The 14,860-nt window shown below is 48.5% G+C and carries 16 protein-coding genes and 1 tRNA gene; 7 read left to right on the plus strand and 10 right to left on the minus strand.

Annotation, left to right across the window (positions count from 1 at the left end; genetic code table 11):
• Positions 1 to 21: 21 nt before the first annotated feature.
• Positions 22 to 1,713 carry a sensor domain-containing diguanylate cyclase gene (locus tag B7991_RS04800; protein WP_088629840.1) on the minus strand — a complete coding sequence of 564 codons (1,692 nt, stop codon included), beginning with the start codon at positions 1,711 to 1,713 and terminating at the stop codon, positions 22 to 24.
• 43 nt (positions 1,714 to 1,756) lie between these two features.
• Positions 1,757 to 3,310, minus strand: coding sequence for a sugar ABC transporter substrate-binding protein (locus tag B7991_RS04805; protein WP_088629841.1), 1,554 nt, complete (start codon positions 3,308 to 3,310; stop codon positions 1,757 to 1,759).
• Between the two features lie 122 nt (positions 3,311 to 3,432).
• Here B7991_RS04805 and B7991_RS04810 point away from each other — a divergent pair, with 122 nt between their 5' ends.
• From B7991_RS04810 to B7991_RS04840, 7 genes are all read left to right on the plus strand, one after another.
• Positions 3,433 to 3,810, plus strand: coding sequence for an NUDIX domain-containing protein (locus B7991_RS04810; protein WP_088629842.1), 378 nt, complete (start codon positions 3,433 to 3,435; stop codon positions 3,808 to 3,810).
• Positions 3,811 to 3,910: 100 nt separating this feature from the next.
• On the plus strand, positions 3,911 to 4,348 hold the full coding sequence (locus B7991_RS04815; RefSeq protein WP_088629843.1) for a DUF3332 family protein: 438 nt from the start codon (positions 3,911 to 3,913) through the stop codon (positions 4,346 to 4,348).
• Between the two features lie 185 nt (positions 4,349 to 4,533).
• The gene (locus B7991_RS04820; RefSeq protein ID WP_254917847.1) at positions 4,534 to 5,208 is read left to right on the plus strand and encodes a lipopolysaccharide assembly protein LapB; all 675 of its coding nucleotides are present in this window, start codon (positions 4,534 to 4,536) and stop codon (positions 5,206 to 5,208) included.
• A gap of 11 nt (positions 5,209 to 5,219) precedes the next feature.
• Complete coding sequence (locus B7991_RS04825) at positions 5,220 to 6,389, plus strand: protein kinase (RefSeq protein WP_088629987.1); 1,170 nt, start codon at positions 5,220 to 5,222, stop codon at positions 6,387 to 6,389.
• Between the two features lie 27 nt (positions 6,390 to 6,416).
• Entirely contained in the window at positions 6,417 to 7,871 is a 1,455-nt protein-coding gene (locus B7991_RS04830; RefSeq protein ID WP_088629845.1) for a sigma-54-dependent Fis family transcriptional regulator, read from the plus strand.
• 43 nt (positions 7,872 to 7,914) lie between these two features.
• Entirely contained in the window at positions 7,915 to 8,430 is a 516-nt protein-coding gene (locus B7991_RS04835; RefSeq protein ID WP_088629846.1) for a hypothetical protein, read from the plus strand.
• Between the two features lie 24 nt (positions 8,431 to 8,454).
• The gene (locus tag B7991_RS04840; protein ID WP_254917848.1) at positions 8,455 to 9,678 is read left to right on the plus strand and encodes a hypothetical protein; all 1,224 of its coding nucleotides are present in this window, start codon (positions 8,455 to 8,457) and stop codon (positions 9,676 to 9,678) included.
• Between the two features lie 75 nt (positions 9,679 to 9,753).
• On the opposite strand, the gene B7991_RS04845 is transcribed toward B7991_RS04840, so the two are convergent.
• The 8 genes from B7991_RS04845 to B7991_RS04880 form a co-directional block, all read right to left on the minus strand.
• Positions 9,754 to 9,826: transfer RNA gene (locus B7991_RS04845), tRNA-Ala, on the minus strand.
• Positions 9,827 to 9,920: 94 nt separating this feature from the next.
• Positions 9,921 to 10,508: a zinc ribbon domain-containing protein gene (locus B7991_RS04850; protein ID WP_088629847.1), complete on the minus strand. Its 588-nt coding sequence runs from the start codon at positions 10,506 to 10,508 to the stop codon at positions 9,921 to 9,923.
• Positions 10,509 to 10,556: 48 nt separating this feature from the next.
• A complete protein-coding gene (locus B7991_RS04855) occupies positions 10,557 to 11,189 on the minus strand; it encodes a GyrI-like domain-containing protein (protein WP_088629848.1) in 633 nt (210 codons plus the stop codon).
• A 150-nt stretch (positions 11,190 to 11,339) separates the two neighbouring features.
• A complete protein-coding gene (locus B7991_RS04860) occupies positions 11,340 to 11,705 on the minus strand; it encodes an ACT domain-containing protein (protein WP_088629849.1) in 366 nt (121 codons plus the stop codon).
• A gap of 17 nt (positions 11,706 to 11,722) precedes the next feature.
• Positions 11,723 to 12,907, minus strand: a complete 1,185-nt coding sequence (locus B7991_RS04865) for a hypothetical protein (protein ID WP_254917849.1) — start codon at positions 12,905 to 12,907, stop codon at positions 11,723 to 11,725.
• Between the two features lie 89 nt (positions 12,908 to 12,996).
• A complete protein-coding gene (locus B7991_RS04870; RefSeq protein ID WP_088629851.1) occupies positions 12,997 to 13,620 on the minus strand; it encodes a CatA-like O-acetyltransferase, family 2 in 624 nt (207 codons plus the stop codon).
• Between the two features lie 31 nt (positions 13,621 to 13,651).
• On the minus strand, positions 13,652 to 14,173 hold the full coding sequence (locus tag B7991_RS04875) for a GNAT family N-acetyltransferase (RefSeq protein ID WP_088629852.1): 522 nt from the start codon (positions 14,171 to 14,173) through the stop codon (positions 13,652 to 13,654).
• A complete protein-coding gene (locus B7991_RS04880) occupies positions 14,160 to 14,753 on the minus strand; it encodes a TetR/AcrR family transcriptional regulator (protein WP_088629853.1) in 594 nt (197 codons plus the stop codon). Before B7991_RS04880 ends, B7991_RS04875 begins: the two co-directional genes overlap by 14 nt.
• Positions 14,754 to 14,860 lie beyond the last annotated feature (107 nt).

The raw sequence follows: 14,860 nt of genomic DNA on the forward strand, positions 1-14,860 counted from the left end.
AATAGAAATTTTGCGGAGGTGTTACGTTTGCGCGTTTTCCACGGGCTTGTCGTCTGTCCAAAGGATGACCTTGTTTCTGCCGTGTTCCTTGCCTTCGTAAAGAGCCTTGTCGGCAAGCTGGATGCACTTTTCTGCGCCCTGGCTGCTATCGAACTGGGCTACGCCAAGCGTAATGGTGACCTTGATTTCCTGGCCGCCAAAGAAAATCGTCTGGTTTTCGATCTGCTTGCGGAAACGTTCAGCGACGTGTGCAGCATCTTTTAATTCTGTTTCTGGCAAAAGCGTCAAGAATTCTTCGCCGCCATAGCGGGCGAGCACATCGTACTTGCGCAACAGACTGCGGATGGTGCTAGCAACGGACTTGAGCACGGCATCGCCTGCGGCGTGTCCGTATGTATCGTTCACATCCTTGAAATGGTCGATGTCGATAAAGATGATGCTGAATGACTTTCTGAAGCGGTTCGCGCGGTCGACTTCCTTTTCAATCGTCCTGTGCATATCGCGGCGGTTCGGCAACTGCGTGAGCTCATCGGTTCTCGAAATCAAATCCAGCTTCTTGTTAGCTTGTTCGAGCTCGTAGGTGCGTTCTTTGACTTCTTTTTCGAGCAATTCCCTGTGCGCGTTCAGCTCTTGAATCTGTCGCTTGATCGTCGAATGCATTTGGTTGAAGACCTGTGCAAGTCTTCCGATTTCATCCTGGCTGCTTTTGGCCTTGAATTCACCAATGTTGAGGTTCCCTTCGGTAATCTGGGAAATGTGGTCAATCAAGTTGTTGAGCGGTCTACAGACAATCAGAATCTGCCAAAGAGACACGAGCAAGATGGCGATAATCGAACTGAACAAAATGATTTGGCTGACATGGTGAACCGACGAAACCATTGCATCAATTTCTGTCTTTGGCTGTAAGGCGATAAGACCAAGGTCGTAAGTCGGGTTGAAAGTCCTGTTGATGAGGTAGGACTTTCCGTTGTCAAGCGTCAAAAATTTGATGGTGCTGTCTTCGTCCTGCTTGATGTTCATGTCGCCAAGGCCGAGTTCAGAAATCTTGTGGACTCCGTCAAGCCACGTTCTCATATCCGGGTGGTAAAGGATTTCGCCTTGACCATTGCAGGCAATGAGGATGCCGTTCTGCCCTACTTTGTATTCTGAGAAGTACTTCCAGAGACGGCGAATCGAAAAATTCGAAACGAGTCGACCATCGCCCATAGCTCGGTCCGAAACGACAACGCCAAAGGCTCGCTTGGGGGTTCCGTCTGTGTCGCGGTACCATGGGGAAATTGTCGGTCTGTGCGGCGAAATCCTATTGAATTCGATGGGGTAGGTTATCTTTGTTGACCCCAACATAGAGTTGTTGCAAATGAGGTTGTACTTTCTGTCAAAGAGCGATATGGATTCGCCCGAAATGAATAGCGACGATATGTTGAAGCTTTTGAGGTATCCTGCCGCCGTGAGCTTATCCATGCTTTGGATTTCGGAAGTCTTCGCCAAAAGCGAGAGGCGACTGGCGAATTGCTCCATTTCATTGTTGGCGGTGTTAGCGAGCTGCTGTAGCTGGGTTTCGTTGGTATCGTAACTCAGCTTGAGTGTCGTCTTCATCTGTTTTTGGGTAAAGACGTAGGTTCCTATCATCACAATGACAAGCATCGAAACAATCAAGAGCAACAAACTCTTGATGATGATGCTATTCGTGATGCTAGAAATTTTTAAACTCATGACGGACTTTTATTAGAAATATAACTAACGGATTGATAATTGGTTAGCGTTTCTTTCTGCGAGTGAACGCAAAAACGAACCCGAGGAGCACGGCGATGGCAAAAATCCACGGGGTGCGGCTGAAACCAGTGTCGATTTCTTCGGTCGGTTTCGGTTGTTCAGTGATATGTCTGTTCGGACCACCGTCCTTGATGCCCAATGCCTTATGCCAGGTTTCGCGGAATTCTGCGAATGTGAGGTCACCAGAATTGGAGTGGTTCAGGCGCTTATTGATTTCCTTGGAGTAGGTCGTGAGGATTTCATAAATCTTTTCTTCGGAGTAAAGCGCCGGGATTTCGAGATGGTCCCAAATGGCACTGAACATGGATCCGAGAATCTGTTCAATATCGCCCCATTCTGGAATGGCTGTGTAGGCACGCCCTGTGCCGAGCATAGGAACAAGCGTCTTGTAGTCGTCGTCCTTGGACCAGTTGGCAAGAACCTTCTTCGATGCGGGGAGCATGCCTATTTGCTTTGTATATGCATCCAAGTTTTCATCGTTGGTGAGATAAAGTAAAAGATCCAAAGATTCTTGCTTTTTGTTGCCTGTCGGGATGGCGAGGTTACTTCCGCCGATAAAGCTGACAGAACCTTCCGTGCCTGTCGGGATGGGGAGTGCCGTCACGCCGTCCTTGCCAATCTTTGTATTGATGAGGCCTCCCTTCGCACCATCGAAACGTGTCTGCATGATGACTTCGGATGTGTTCACGATAAAGGCTAGTTCACCTGCATTAAAGTGTTGCACAATCTGGGCCGTATTCATCTGCAAAGCATCTGTACTTACAAGCGTATCAAGCACAAAGCTCAAGTACTTTGCGATACCGTAAATGGTCTTTGGGGTGAGGATACTCGCTTTCCATTTGCCATTAGCGTCTTTTTCGATGAAATTGCCGCCATTGCTCCAGATCCACGGGGCGAAGTTGTGCGGGATATTCCAGTCGTTCTTTCCCGGGAATGCAAATGCGCGGACCTTGGTGCCGTCATCGAGTACTTCGTGGGCGTTGTTGACCTTGCGGACTGCTTTGACGAAACCTTCAAATGTTGCGACGTCTTCAGGTTGGATATTGTGTTTTTTGAGAACACGCTTGTTGGCGAGAATCGGGCGGATATCAATAAACCACGGCACGGAATAAATAGTTGTGTCGGAATCGATACGGGTCGTGTTCCAGCTGACAGGGACAAATCGGGAGGAGTCGATTTGCGGAAGCCATTCGTTCAAAGCCTTGATTTCACCACGGGAAGCAAAGTATGGGATCCAGGTGGTGCCGAGCTGCAATACGTCCGGAGCGTCAACGCCGGTGGCAAGTGCCGTCGTGATGCGGTTCCAGGCTTCACCCCAGTCCAAGACGGCGACTCTGGTCTTGATGCCTGTTTTCTTGGTGAAAAGGTTGAGCCTCTGTTCGAGCTTTTCTTGAGGCGATGCGCCGTTTGGCATGATCCAGACGGTCAGTGCTTCTTGTTGTTTGACGGCGGGCTTTGCGACGGGTGCCTTTGCTGCAAAAATGGATGAAACTGCAATAGCTGTAATAATGCTGGTCACTTTAGATATCGCATTCATGGTACACCTCCTTATTCCAAAACTTCAAAATGTATCAAGTATGTATGATATTTGTAGATTTATTAAAAAAATAAAAGAAAATCAAGAGAAAAGTTGTGATTGATATCGCAGGAGGGGGCTAAATGCTGGCTGTTTGTGGGATTGTACGGCGTAAAGGGCGGGTTTTGATGTGTCGTCGATCATCAAGTGTGCCGTTCCCGGGACGGTGGGAACTGCCGACGGAGACGCTGGAGGATGATGAACCCGCTGAAAATGCTCTGGAAAGGGTGTTTTTTGAACGTTTGACGGTTGTTCCAAAGACTTTAACCCCTCTTGGGGCTGTTGATTTTACTTTGGGAGAGGGTGGCCGCATGTTGGCCTACGGGGTGGAGCTTTATAAAGATTTTGTCCATATATATGGATACGATGATTTCCGGTGGGTTAAAGTTCGCGACCTGAAGCGGTTCCGGGCTCTTGAACCGCATGTGACTCTCCTCACGGGGTTAAATGGCGCATTGTAAATTTATGATACACAATGATACGTTCCTCTAGCAAATATTATGGTTCTTTCTTATATTTTTGGCAAAAACAAAAACACTTAAATATAAGGAGTTTGTAAACATGAAAAAAGCAATCCTCGCCCTTCTTTGCGCAGGTATTCTCGTCCTTTCTGGCTGCCATGGTAGCTATGGCCTTACCAAGAAGCTTCTTCGCTGGAACGGCACTTTGGGTAACAAGTGGCTCAATTCCTGCGTCCACTTCTTGCTCTGGGTTGTTCCGGTTTATGAAGTCAGTATCGGTCTTGTGGACTTCCTCGTCCTCAACACGGTTGAATTCTGGACCGGTTCCAATCCGCTTGCTGCAGACGACTCCTACTACCAGAAGGACGAACAGGGTAACTCCGTTGCCGCAGTGAAGAACGAAGACGGCTCCCTCTCTGTGCAGTACACGACATCCAAGGGTGAAACCACGAATCTCACTCTCCAGCGCGATGAAAACGTCGTCCGTGCTCTCGATGCTGAAGGCAACCTCGTTGCTCAGTACGAAATCGAAAAGTAATCAATTTATCGATCTAGTCTTTGGACGCTCTCTGGAAATCCCGGAGGGCGTTTTTTGTTTGGTCTTGACAGATTTACAACAATCTTTCGTCTCTCGTCTTGCGTCTTTCGTTTCAAATTTTATATATACTTACTACCATGTTAAGCCGGGTTGTCCATAATCGTTTGTGTAGCGCTATTGGAGCCTTGTTCGCAATTTTTGTTGCGGCGGTTCTTTGTGCTTGCAACGGGAATGACCTGAAACGTGGTGACGAAGCTCTCCGCATTGGCGATTACGACCGTGCTGTAGCGAACTTCTCGAAAGTACTTGATGCTGAACCTGCAAATCGCGATGCTCGCTATGGCCTTGCTATTGCCTACTATGCCGTTGCCGAAGACAAGGAACGTTTGAAGGAAAGTACGCTTGCGCTCTGGGAACGCACTGTTCGCGAATTCAAAATTTTGTCTGTGGTGGATTCGAGCGAAAAGTCGAAGCCTATGTATTCGACAGCGCTATTTTACCTTGCCCGCGCGATGCTTGCCGAGAATGCCCAGGCGAAGGTGATGGCGCTTTTGGACCAGTCTATTCAGCTGGATCCGGAAAATTACTTTAGCTATAATCTGAAGGCTCTAATCATGGCTGGGCATGGCGATACCAATGGTGCCAAGAAAATTTATGCGTACATCGTGACGAAGGAACCGAAATTTGCATCGGCGTATGTGAACCTCGGAAATCTCTACTGGAACGCTCATGACTACGAATCCGCATGGGATATCTGGTCGATGGGGCATGAGGCATTGCCTCAAGATGCGGTACTTGCCAAGTGGACGCGCATAGCCGAAGACTCGCTCAAGGCGATGGTTTATTCAGGTAAACTGTGAGCGGGCGTGCCATGAAAAAATCTGGAACATCGTTACTGGACTCCGTGAAGGGAGCCGCCTTGCTGCATCGTGGTGGCGAAGCCTCGATTTACCTGTTGAACGTGGGCGGCGCTCCGTATGTGCTCAAGTGGTATAACGATGGATTCTCGTTTGACGAAAGCGTTGTGGAACGTGCCTGCAAGGTGCGTGAGCCGGGGCTCTACCGCATTGAAGAATGGGGTAATCGTGATGGAACTCCCTACCTGATTTATGATTATATAGATGGCGAATCTTCGGAAACGCTTGGACGTATGATGGTGCCGGTGGCGCTTGTGGCGCTGAGGCAAGTGGCATCGGCGCTTGCGGCGTTGCGCAAACAGGGCGTGTCGCATGGCGACTTGAGCCCTGCTAACGTGATCTTTGCAGTGGATGGCGAGGGTCACGGAAACACAGATTTGGGACTGCGCACTGTGTTGATTGATTGCGGCATTGTAGGGCCGGGTGCGCTTGCTTATGCGGCTCCGGAGCGCTTTCAGGGCAAGATTGCGGATGAAAAAAGCGACTTGTTCAGCCTTGGGCTTTTGCTGTATCGCTGGATTGCGGGCGAGGATCTGATTACTGCTGATGGCTATGAGCAGTTTGCCGAGCAGATGGCGAATGTGCAGGACTTGAATATCTCGGAAAAGCTTTATGCGACGGGCGCCTTTGATTCGCCCGAAGGTGCGCAACAGCTTTCGGCGCTGGAGCCGCTTTGGTCAGGACTTCTCTGTGCGGACATCTCGGACCGCGTCGAAGACTTTGACGAGCTTGATGAAATCTTGGAAATTGCACTTGATAAAGTGTCGCATGGGGAAATTGCGCTCGCGGGTTGCGTTACCCAATATATCCAAACCCTAAAAGTCTCGGAATGCAACCTGAATGTGGGGCGAAAAGTTCCGGTGACCCTCGAAAAGGGGCTTCCATTTGTCGTTTGCAAGAAAAATAATTGGCTAAAATGGGCCGTTTTAGGCGTTTCGGGACTTATATTACTCTTGATAGTGCTGTTGCTTACGAGTGGAACAATGAGTTTCGGTATCGATGCGACAGGGGACCGGCTGTTAAAGCGGTCGAGGAACATTGAGCCGTCTGTAGAAAGCGAGAAAGCCCCGAATTTGAAGGTGGATAGCTTGCTCATGGAGCTCCCGGTGCCCTCTGCCGAATAGCAGCGTAAAACGCAAAAGGGCTTTGTTATGAAATCGGAATCCATGCTCGCTACAGAAAAGATGCTTGATGTGGTCAAGACTCTTTTAGATGAGGAACAGCCGGAGGCTCTTTTCCCGAAAATTCTCGAAGTGGCTAAAGGCGTTTTGCATGCCGATGCCGCTGTGTTGGATATTGGTGGCGAAGAACCGCTCCATTTCTCGAATCCGGAAAAGGTCTCGATTTCGATTTCGGCGGTTCGACTTGCGAAAAACGAAAAGCGTGCTGTGGTGTGGAACCAGCTCGATGACGAGTCGGCGGATTTGTCCAAGTCGATTGTGCAAAACCAGCTCACGAGCATTATGGTGTCGCCATTTAGAACGCCGGAATCCGAGGCGGGTTATCTCTATTTGCAGCGTGCCGCCCGCAAGGAACCGTTCACCGATGAAGATAGCGCTCTGTTTGATTCGTTTGTGGCGGTCTGTGAAAAGTTTGCGTTTGCCGCTTACGACCGTTTGCGCGACAAGGAATCGCTCGATACGCTTAAGAATGTTGTCCGCAAGGATGGGATTGTCTATTCTTCGAAGGCGATGGTCGATGTGATTGCGATGGCCGATAAACTTTCGCCGCTCCCGCTTCCGGTGATTATCCGTGGCGAGACGGGGACGGGCAAGGAAGTGATGGCGCGTTACATCCACAAGCATAGTCCGCGTGCCGAGAAGCCGTTTATTGCGGTGAACTGCGGTGCCATTCCGGAACACTTGATGGAATCGCTCATGTTCGGGCATGCCAAGGGTTCGTTTACGGGCGCCATTGAAAACAAGAAGGGTTTTTTCGAAGAAGCCGATGGCGGTACGATTTTCCTCGATGAAATCGGCGAACTCCCGCTCAATATGCAGGTGAAGCTTTTGCGCGTGTTGCAAGAAAAGCACATCACGCGTGTGGGCGACAATCGTGAAATTCCGGTGAACGTGCGCGTGATTAGTGCAACGCATGTGGACTTGGAAGAGGCCGTGCGCGAAAAACGCTTCCGCGAAGATTTGTATTTCCGTATTCAGGTGCTGCCGCTTGAACTCCCGCCGCTGCGCGATCGCGGCCAGGATGTGGTGCTCTTGGCGGAGAATTTTATCCAGCGCTATGGTGCAGAATATGGCCGTGGAAAATTCCACTTGAGCCGTAACGCCGAAAAGGCGCTGCTTGGTTACCACTGGCCGGGCAATGTGCGCGAACTCGAAAACCGCGTGCAGAAAGGCTTGGTGCAGGCCGTGCATGGCGTAATCCAGCCTAAAGATTTAGGACTTGATGACATGCAGGGGCAGGCGAAGGAATCGCCGCGCACGCTCAAGGAAGCCCGCGAAGCGGTCGAACGCGAAGTCATCTCTCGCGCACTCAAGGACACGAATGCAAACCTCACGCTCGCTTCTACGATTCTTGGTATTGACCGCAAGGTGCTCCGTGAAATCATGGAACGCCTGGGCTTGAAAAAAGAAGACTTTAAGGTATAGGGATGTTTTTAAAATGCTGAAGCTCAATTTAAGGAGACTCACCATGAAGAAGATTGTAATGGCATCCGCTGTGATGGCGGCGACCGCCATGGCAGGCGAAATAGATTCTCGCCCAGAAGCAAGCGTCCCGACGCCAGTCGAGGCTCGTGAAACTTTGGACAAAGTTCCGAAAATGTCTGAAAAGGAAAATGTGGACTGGCAGAAAATGCGTGAAGAACGCCGCCTTGCCCGTGAACAGATTCTCAAGGATTTGAGGAACAATTCGGTGGCCGAAAAGAAAGAGTTGCGCAATGAACTTGCAAAGCCCGCTGTTGCGGAATTGCCGCCTGTTGCCGAAAAGCAACAAGAAAAGGATGTCGTAAAGCCCAAGGACGAGCTTGTCCGCGAAAAGAAATTGGACGAAAAGGAACAGCACAAGGGACCGCAGGGTGGTATGAATCCGTTTGTCCCAGGTCGCATGGAACCGATGCGCCCGTTCGGTCCTCGTCCGATTGAACGAAATCCCTGGGAAAAGCAGAACCCGCATGAATGGGAGAAGGGACCTTTCCCGAAAAAGTAGATGATCCGTTGGTTTGGTTTGATAATGTTTGTGCTTGCAACTGCGCTCTATGCTGAGACGCAGGAGGATGCGTATTACCGAGCGATGAAGCTTGAGGAGGCTGGTGATATTACATCGGCTCTCAAGGCTTTTGAAGAGGCGGTTGCGTTGCCAGGTGAGTACACGGATGAAATTCAGGGAATTATCCGCGATTACAAATCGGCACTTGGCTTAGCGGATGGCAAAAATTCTAGTGCTGCAAGTGGGGCAAGTCCGTGGGAATTCCATTTGGCTGGCGAACTTGGGCTTTACGGCATGCACTACAAGGAAACAGGTCTAGAAGATGCCGAAAAAGGCGGTGACCTCTTCTTGAATGTGAACCCGTACTTTGATTATACAACGGCGACCTGGTCGCATACGTTTGCCGCTTCAGTGCAGGGCGATTATTTCTTGAATAACGACGAAATGTCGGTTCTTGATACGAACGACTGGAACCTTGTGCTGGGCTTGGAATACACGCTGATGGGGCATGGAATGCTCCTGGATGCGGGTTACGATTTCAATATCGAGGGCAAGGAACTTTCTTCGGATTTTTATCTCTGGTACGAAAAAGATTTGTTCCGCTTTGAAAAGCAACGTGTCGGTGCGGTGGCTTGGGCGTATTACCAAACGTCAGGTCCGATGTCGCTTGCGGCTTATGCGTCGTGGCACAGGACTGTTTCGGAAGGTTTGAATGGAACGGTTTATGTCGGGGCAAAATTTGAAGCGGATTCCGCTTTTGACTACAAATCGTTTATGGAATCTTATGCGACCTACAAACAATCTGTTAGTGCTTATAATGAATACTGGCAGTATTTGAGTGACCATGGCGCCGAAATGACCGATGATGAATATGAAATGTATGAGGCGAATTCTCCTGCGGAACCTTCTGTAGAAAGTATTGTCTACCGCCAGACGATGGGCAAATGGTTTGGTCCGGTTTTCCGTTCTAGAATTTCGTATAAGTTTAAGAACCGCTTTTCCGTTGAAGCGAAAATGAATTTGTTCTATGGATTCGCTGTTGGCGGACCGGACGAGGATTTCAAAAAAATCAAGAAGTTCAATGGCACTTGGGGCGGTTCAGCTTCGTGGAAATACAAGATGATGACTTTTTATTTAGGGCTCGAACGCAACTACAAACACATGGATTTGCCCAATTTCTACAAGGGATTGTACCGCGAAAGCACTGTGCTCACGCAGCTTAAGCTTGGGGTAAAATGGGATATTTAGGCGGCTTTGACGTTCATTGAATTTGGTAATATGGAGTTAAAAAAAAGAGGCAAGCGAAAGCTTGCCTCTTTTACGTGGAGATAGTGGGAGTCGAACCCATGACCTACAGATTGCGAACCTGTCGCTCTACCAACTGAGCTATATCCCCATAATTGGATGGTGGGCTGAATATAGCTAAAGTAAGACTATTTGGCAAGTGAATGGGCTAGGATGGGCGGACTTCTACTGGAGGTGGATGGCCTTTACCTCTTCTTGAACACGATGATTTCTGCATCGGCACCGTTCTTGCCGTATTCGCTCACGAGAATGTAATGTTCGTCGCAGGCGATACCGAAGCATCGGCCTTCGGCTCCCAGCTTTTCGACTTGGTTGCCCCAGTAGCTAGCGTTATCGTCCAAGAGCTTGACGCTATTGCCGTTGATCTTGTATTCCTGATTGATGAATGAACCTTGCAGAACGAAGAGATTGTCGATGGTTGGCATGTCTTTGATGTTAAGAGCATTGACTTCTTCAATGAACTTCTGCTTCATGGGCGAGGTGGCGTGCGGAAGTTGGTCCGCGGGGAGGCGCCAGCGCTTGAGTGTCGGGAAATACTTGCGAAGCTCCGCCTTATATTCTTCGCGGGTGAGGCTCTTGCCGGTGTTCTTGTTGAATTCATCGACGAACTGCGAGCAGAATTCGACCATCTGTTCCATGTTGAAGTCGCCGGTGAACGCGCCGTCCTTGTAGCAGTAGATGCAGTATTCCTCGTTCTTGCTACCGTCGGCGTTTGTGCCGAGGATTTCCGGTGTGAGCGGCATTCCGCAGCTCTGACAAAATTTCATTTCCATGATTTCTCCTTTTAGATTGTTATGCCCGTTGGACGGGCGTCATTTGTATTAGATCTTTTTAATTGGGTGGCGGATGACGGTCTTTAACTTTTCTGGGGCGACTTTGCGTGCGTCGGAAAGGTAAATCTCGTGGTGGCGCCTTGTGTCCGAAATGTCGTTTTCGTAGCCGTTGTCGGCGATAAATTTGTCCATTGCAGCGACAGTTGCAGGCTCATCGTCGTATGAGCCGGAATGCATGCATTGCACGCAAAGCCCTTCTTCAAGTGATAAAAATTCCACTTTCGAAAAGTCCATTTTCTTTTTGCGGGTCGCTTCTTCAGTTGCCCATTCGAAATCGGCTTTGGTGACGAAGTCTGGGAGCCGAATGACGGAAATCCACTGGAAGTTTTCCTTGTGGCTGTAATCGATTCCGTCAACATTTTCTTGCCACCAGAATCCTTCAAGCGGCGGAACCACGTAATCAAAGTAACCTTCAATTTTATGATCCCCTTTTTTGCTCATCTTGATGGTGTAGGCTATGCCGTACAGAAGTTCGATGGATTTTTTGTATTCGCCCTCTTCTTCATTCGGGTTGCCTTTGCCACGTACTGCGATGTAGTTCATCTTTGGGACTGTGACGATTTCGGGTTTGCCTTTCGGCATGTAGAATTCTTTATATTCTTTTTTAAAGTCAAAAGGCATGAAATCTCCTTCTTATAACACGTGTACAAATGTACACTATTTAGTGATTCTCGTCAAGTCCTATTCGCTCTTTTTTTTCAGAATTTGTTAGTATCGGTTTCCATATTCCTTTCGTGCTTCTGTTATGCGCTACAAGGAAGATTCTGGTAATCACACTACATCATACCCCGCATCTGACAACACTTTCAGCGCCTTCTCAAAATTCTCCGCTTTCACAAGAATATAATCCGTATTGAAAGTGGATATCGCAAAAATTCCGATGTCATTTTCAGCAAGAATAGCTGACAACTTTGAAAGAATGCCTATAAGAGAAAAATCAAGTACTCCCTGAATGCGGAAACCTCGCCATCCATCATCTCGTTCAGTTGTATTTGGGGGAGTATCATCTGTTTTGCATACGAGGGATATTTCTTCGTCGGTTTTTCCAATGAAATAGAAATCCTTGCCCGTATCAATATCTTTAATGTCCGCTACTTTACAGACGGTTAGTTTGTATTCCAATTTTTTTAGTTTCATTAAGTTGATCCTTTGTTTTAATATGGTTTACGGTCTAGCGGTTCTGTGCAGCCCCATTCCTGCGCGATCCGCTCGAAATTCTTTTTGACGATGCGCTTGAAAATGAGGTTGAAAAGCAGGATTCCTATTTTTGGATTTTTTTCGAAGCCTGTAAATTTCTTTGCTTCTGAACTTGAGAAGCTTCCGTTGCGGGCGAAAGATTGTCCCATGGCTGTGTAAGAGGCGAGCATCTTGTCGGTCATCTTTTTGATGTAGCTGTTTTCGCGATTGCGTAGCAAGAAACTGCCGCCTTTCACGAGGACGCCACCGCTGGTGCATCCGAGCTGAGCCGGGAGCGACTGCAAGAATTTTTCACCGAGTCGCAGCTGGTGACCTTCGTCAAAACCGCCGTGGAGAATGAACGAGAGTTTTGCTGGTTGCTTGCGTTCCGTGGGGAGTGTACTTAAGAATTCAAGCGACAAACTCGGCAGACATTCTACAAAGAGCGGCACGGCAATGATGATGTTGTCATTCGTCATGAATGCTTCGCGGGCTTCGTCCCATTCGGCATGGTTCGAGAGTGAATAAAGCTTGTGCGTGAATCCCGCTTGTTCGAGCCCTTCGGCAAAAGCTTGGATAATCTTATTCGTGTTGCTGTTCTTTTTGACGCGCGGGCTTCCGTTAATTATGATGATTTGTTCGGCTGAAGTGGGCGCGACGCATTTTGCAGAAGGAACTGCGGCGTTTTCGCAAGCCTCATCCTTGTCTAGCGAGATTACGCCGAGCGAATGCCCTGCCATATTTCTGGCGACTCTCATGCTCCACTCTTCGAGCAGTTCTCGGTTGCCGTCGCCCTTGTAAATGAAACCGAAATTCAGCGGGTGATATCGCAACTGATGACGTTCCCAACCGTCGCGGATTTCGATGTACATATTTAGCATCGGGACGATGCGATCCAAGACTCGCTTGCCGCGATAGTCAATAAAACCAAATTTTGTGTCTGCCACAACCCAGAAGTTCTCGGCAGCGACCAATTTTTTGAGGATGATTTCGTAATCGTCTTTGATGCTGCAAATGCCGGGAGTTTTCAGCCAGCAGTTGTTGCAGCCCATGCAATGCATAATTTTTAAATCAGCAGTATTGATGATTTCTATTTCTTCGTTCTTGCCCGCAAAAAGTGCTTTAATCTGTTCCGAGCAATCGCCTGATTCCAATGTATTCAAAACTAAAGTCATTTTAATGTTGTTCTCGCGACGGCGAGAATCTCCTTTTTATATATAACACTTAAGGTCTTTAAAAGTGTTACCGAATTTTATCGAAGTTCCTCAATTGCTTGTTGCAAGTTCGCGAGGAACTTCCCGGCGTGAGCCCCGTCCATTTGTGTGTGGTGGAATTGGAACGAAACTGGCAATTCATAGCGGAAAAGACGTTTCCTGTAACGTCCCCAAATCATAAACGGGTTGTTGAAAATGCCGGAATTCATGCCGACAGCTCCATCGATTTCCGTATCGATAATAGCCGATGTTCCGATGACCATACTGTTTTCGGACAAGTCCCAATCTTGGCAACTTTCCGCCACGATTTTTGTGTACTTGAGGTAGTCACGATTGAATGTCGCCAAATCTTCGGAATACGGGATATCGCAAGAGCTGACTTCGCCTTCGTCGTTTTTCACGATTGTGTTCACCGCAATCGAATCGTATTGCATGAGCTTGCCGTTGACCGGGAGCATGTAAAATTCCTTAACGCCTGCCGCAGCCTTGCCGATGCAGTAATCCATAAGCATATTGAATTTCAAGCCGCGCTTTTTGCTCACCTTCACGAGTCTTGTGACGTTCAGCGTTTTGAAAAATGTCACCATCGGATTCGGAGCTTGCATCCAAAACTCAAATGCTTTTGCTCTGGTTGTGCTTTTCGGATCAATTTCTTTTGCCATTTTTTGCCTTTAAATATGTTCACCGATGACTTTATCCGTTTCGACAGAGTCTCATCACTTTCACGGGGCACTTGCTGCCGCCATAAAGATTTTCGCAGTAGCGCATTTCGCCGGTTTCGCGGAATCCGCATTTTTCCATCACGCGTCCGGAGGCGGGATTGTCGATGAAAAAGTCGCTCCAGAGAACATCAATGTGTTTTTCGTTGAAGCAATAGTCTATCATCAACTTCAATACTTCAGTACAAATTCCTTTGTTCCAGTAAGGCTTTGCAATCCAGTAACCAGCTTCAGCTTCGTTCTCGCCGATGTCGATGTTGCTTTCGCCTTTGAGCAGGTAGCCGATGCAACCGATGGGTTCTCCCGTCTCTTTCAGCTCGATGGCCCACATGTGATCACCGCCGAAAATCGTGCGGATGATTTGCAGGCTTTCTTCTACGGATTTGTGCGGTTCCCAACCGGCGCGTGGCCCGACATCTGGATCGGATGCGTACTTGAACAAAGCTTCGGCATCACATTCGCGCCACGGGCGCAGTAAAAATCTATCGGTTTCCATTTGCGTATGTCTTGAAAAAATGTTGTAAGTGTTTCTCGATAAATTTGAGTGCTTCTTTTTCGCATTTTGGTTGGCGATCGACTTTAGAAATCCATAGTGCCACGGGCGCGGTGATTTCTGTTGCGAGCATTTCCGGGTCGTCCTTGACGATTACGCCTGCGGCCATCAAAGTCTCGAGAATCCTCTGGTACATTTGCAGAAGCCCGTCCACCTGATGCCTTGTCGTGATTTCGGCGAGGCGCTCGCTGCGGAACTGTTCCTGCACCAAGAAAATACGCATTTTCTTTATGATTGGGTCGCTCATTGTAAAGCGGATTTTTTTCATCGTCTCGTGGATGAATCCGTCGATGTTTTCGGGGATTGTGCCGACTTTTTTCGCGGAGCCGAACGATTCCTCGTAACGTGCTTCGGCGATGTCGATTAGCGAATTCAGAATGTCTTCTTTGCCCTTGAAATGCTTGTAAAGCGACGGCGCCTTGATGCCGACATCCTGGGCGATTTGCTCCACGCTTGTGCCGTCGTAACCGTTTTGGGCAAATAGCGTTAATGCGGTTTCTAGAATTTTTTCTTTTGTGGACATGACGCCTCTTGTTTTTGGAGTTCGCGACTTTTGCGATATTTTACAGTGGCTAATATCTGTTAGCTAAAATAGCTAATAGATGTTAGCCTGTCAAGAGGGCCTAAAAC

Source organism: Fibrobacter sp. UWB3 (assembly GCF_002210405.1).
Taxonomy (GTDB): domain Bacteria; phylum Fibrobacterota; class Fibrobacteria; order Fibrobacterales; family Fibrobacteraceae; genus Fibrobacter.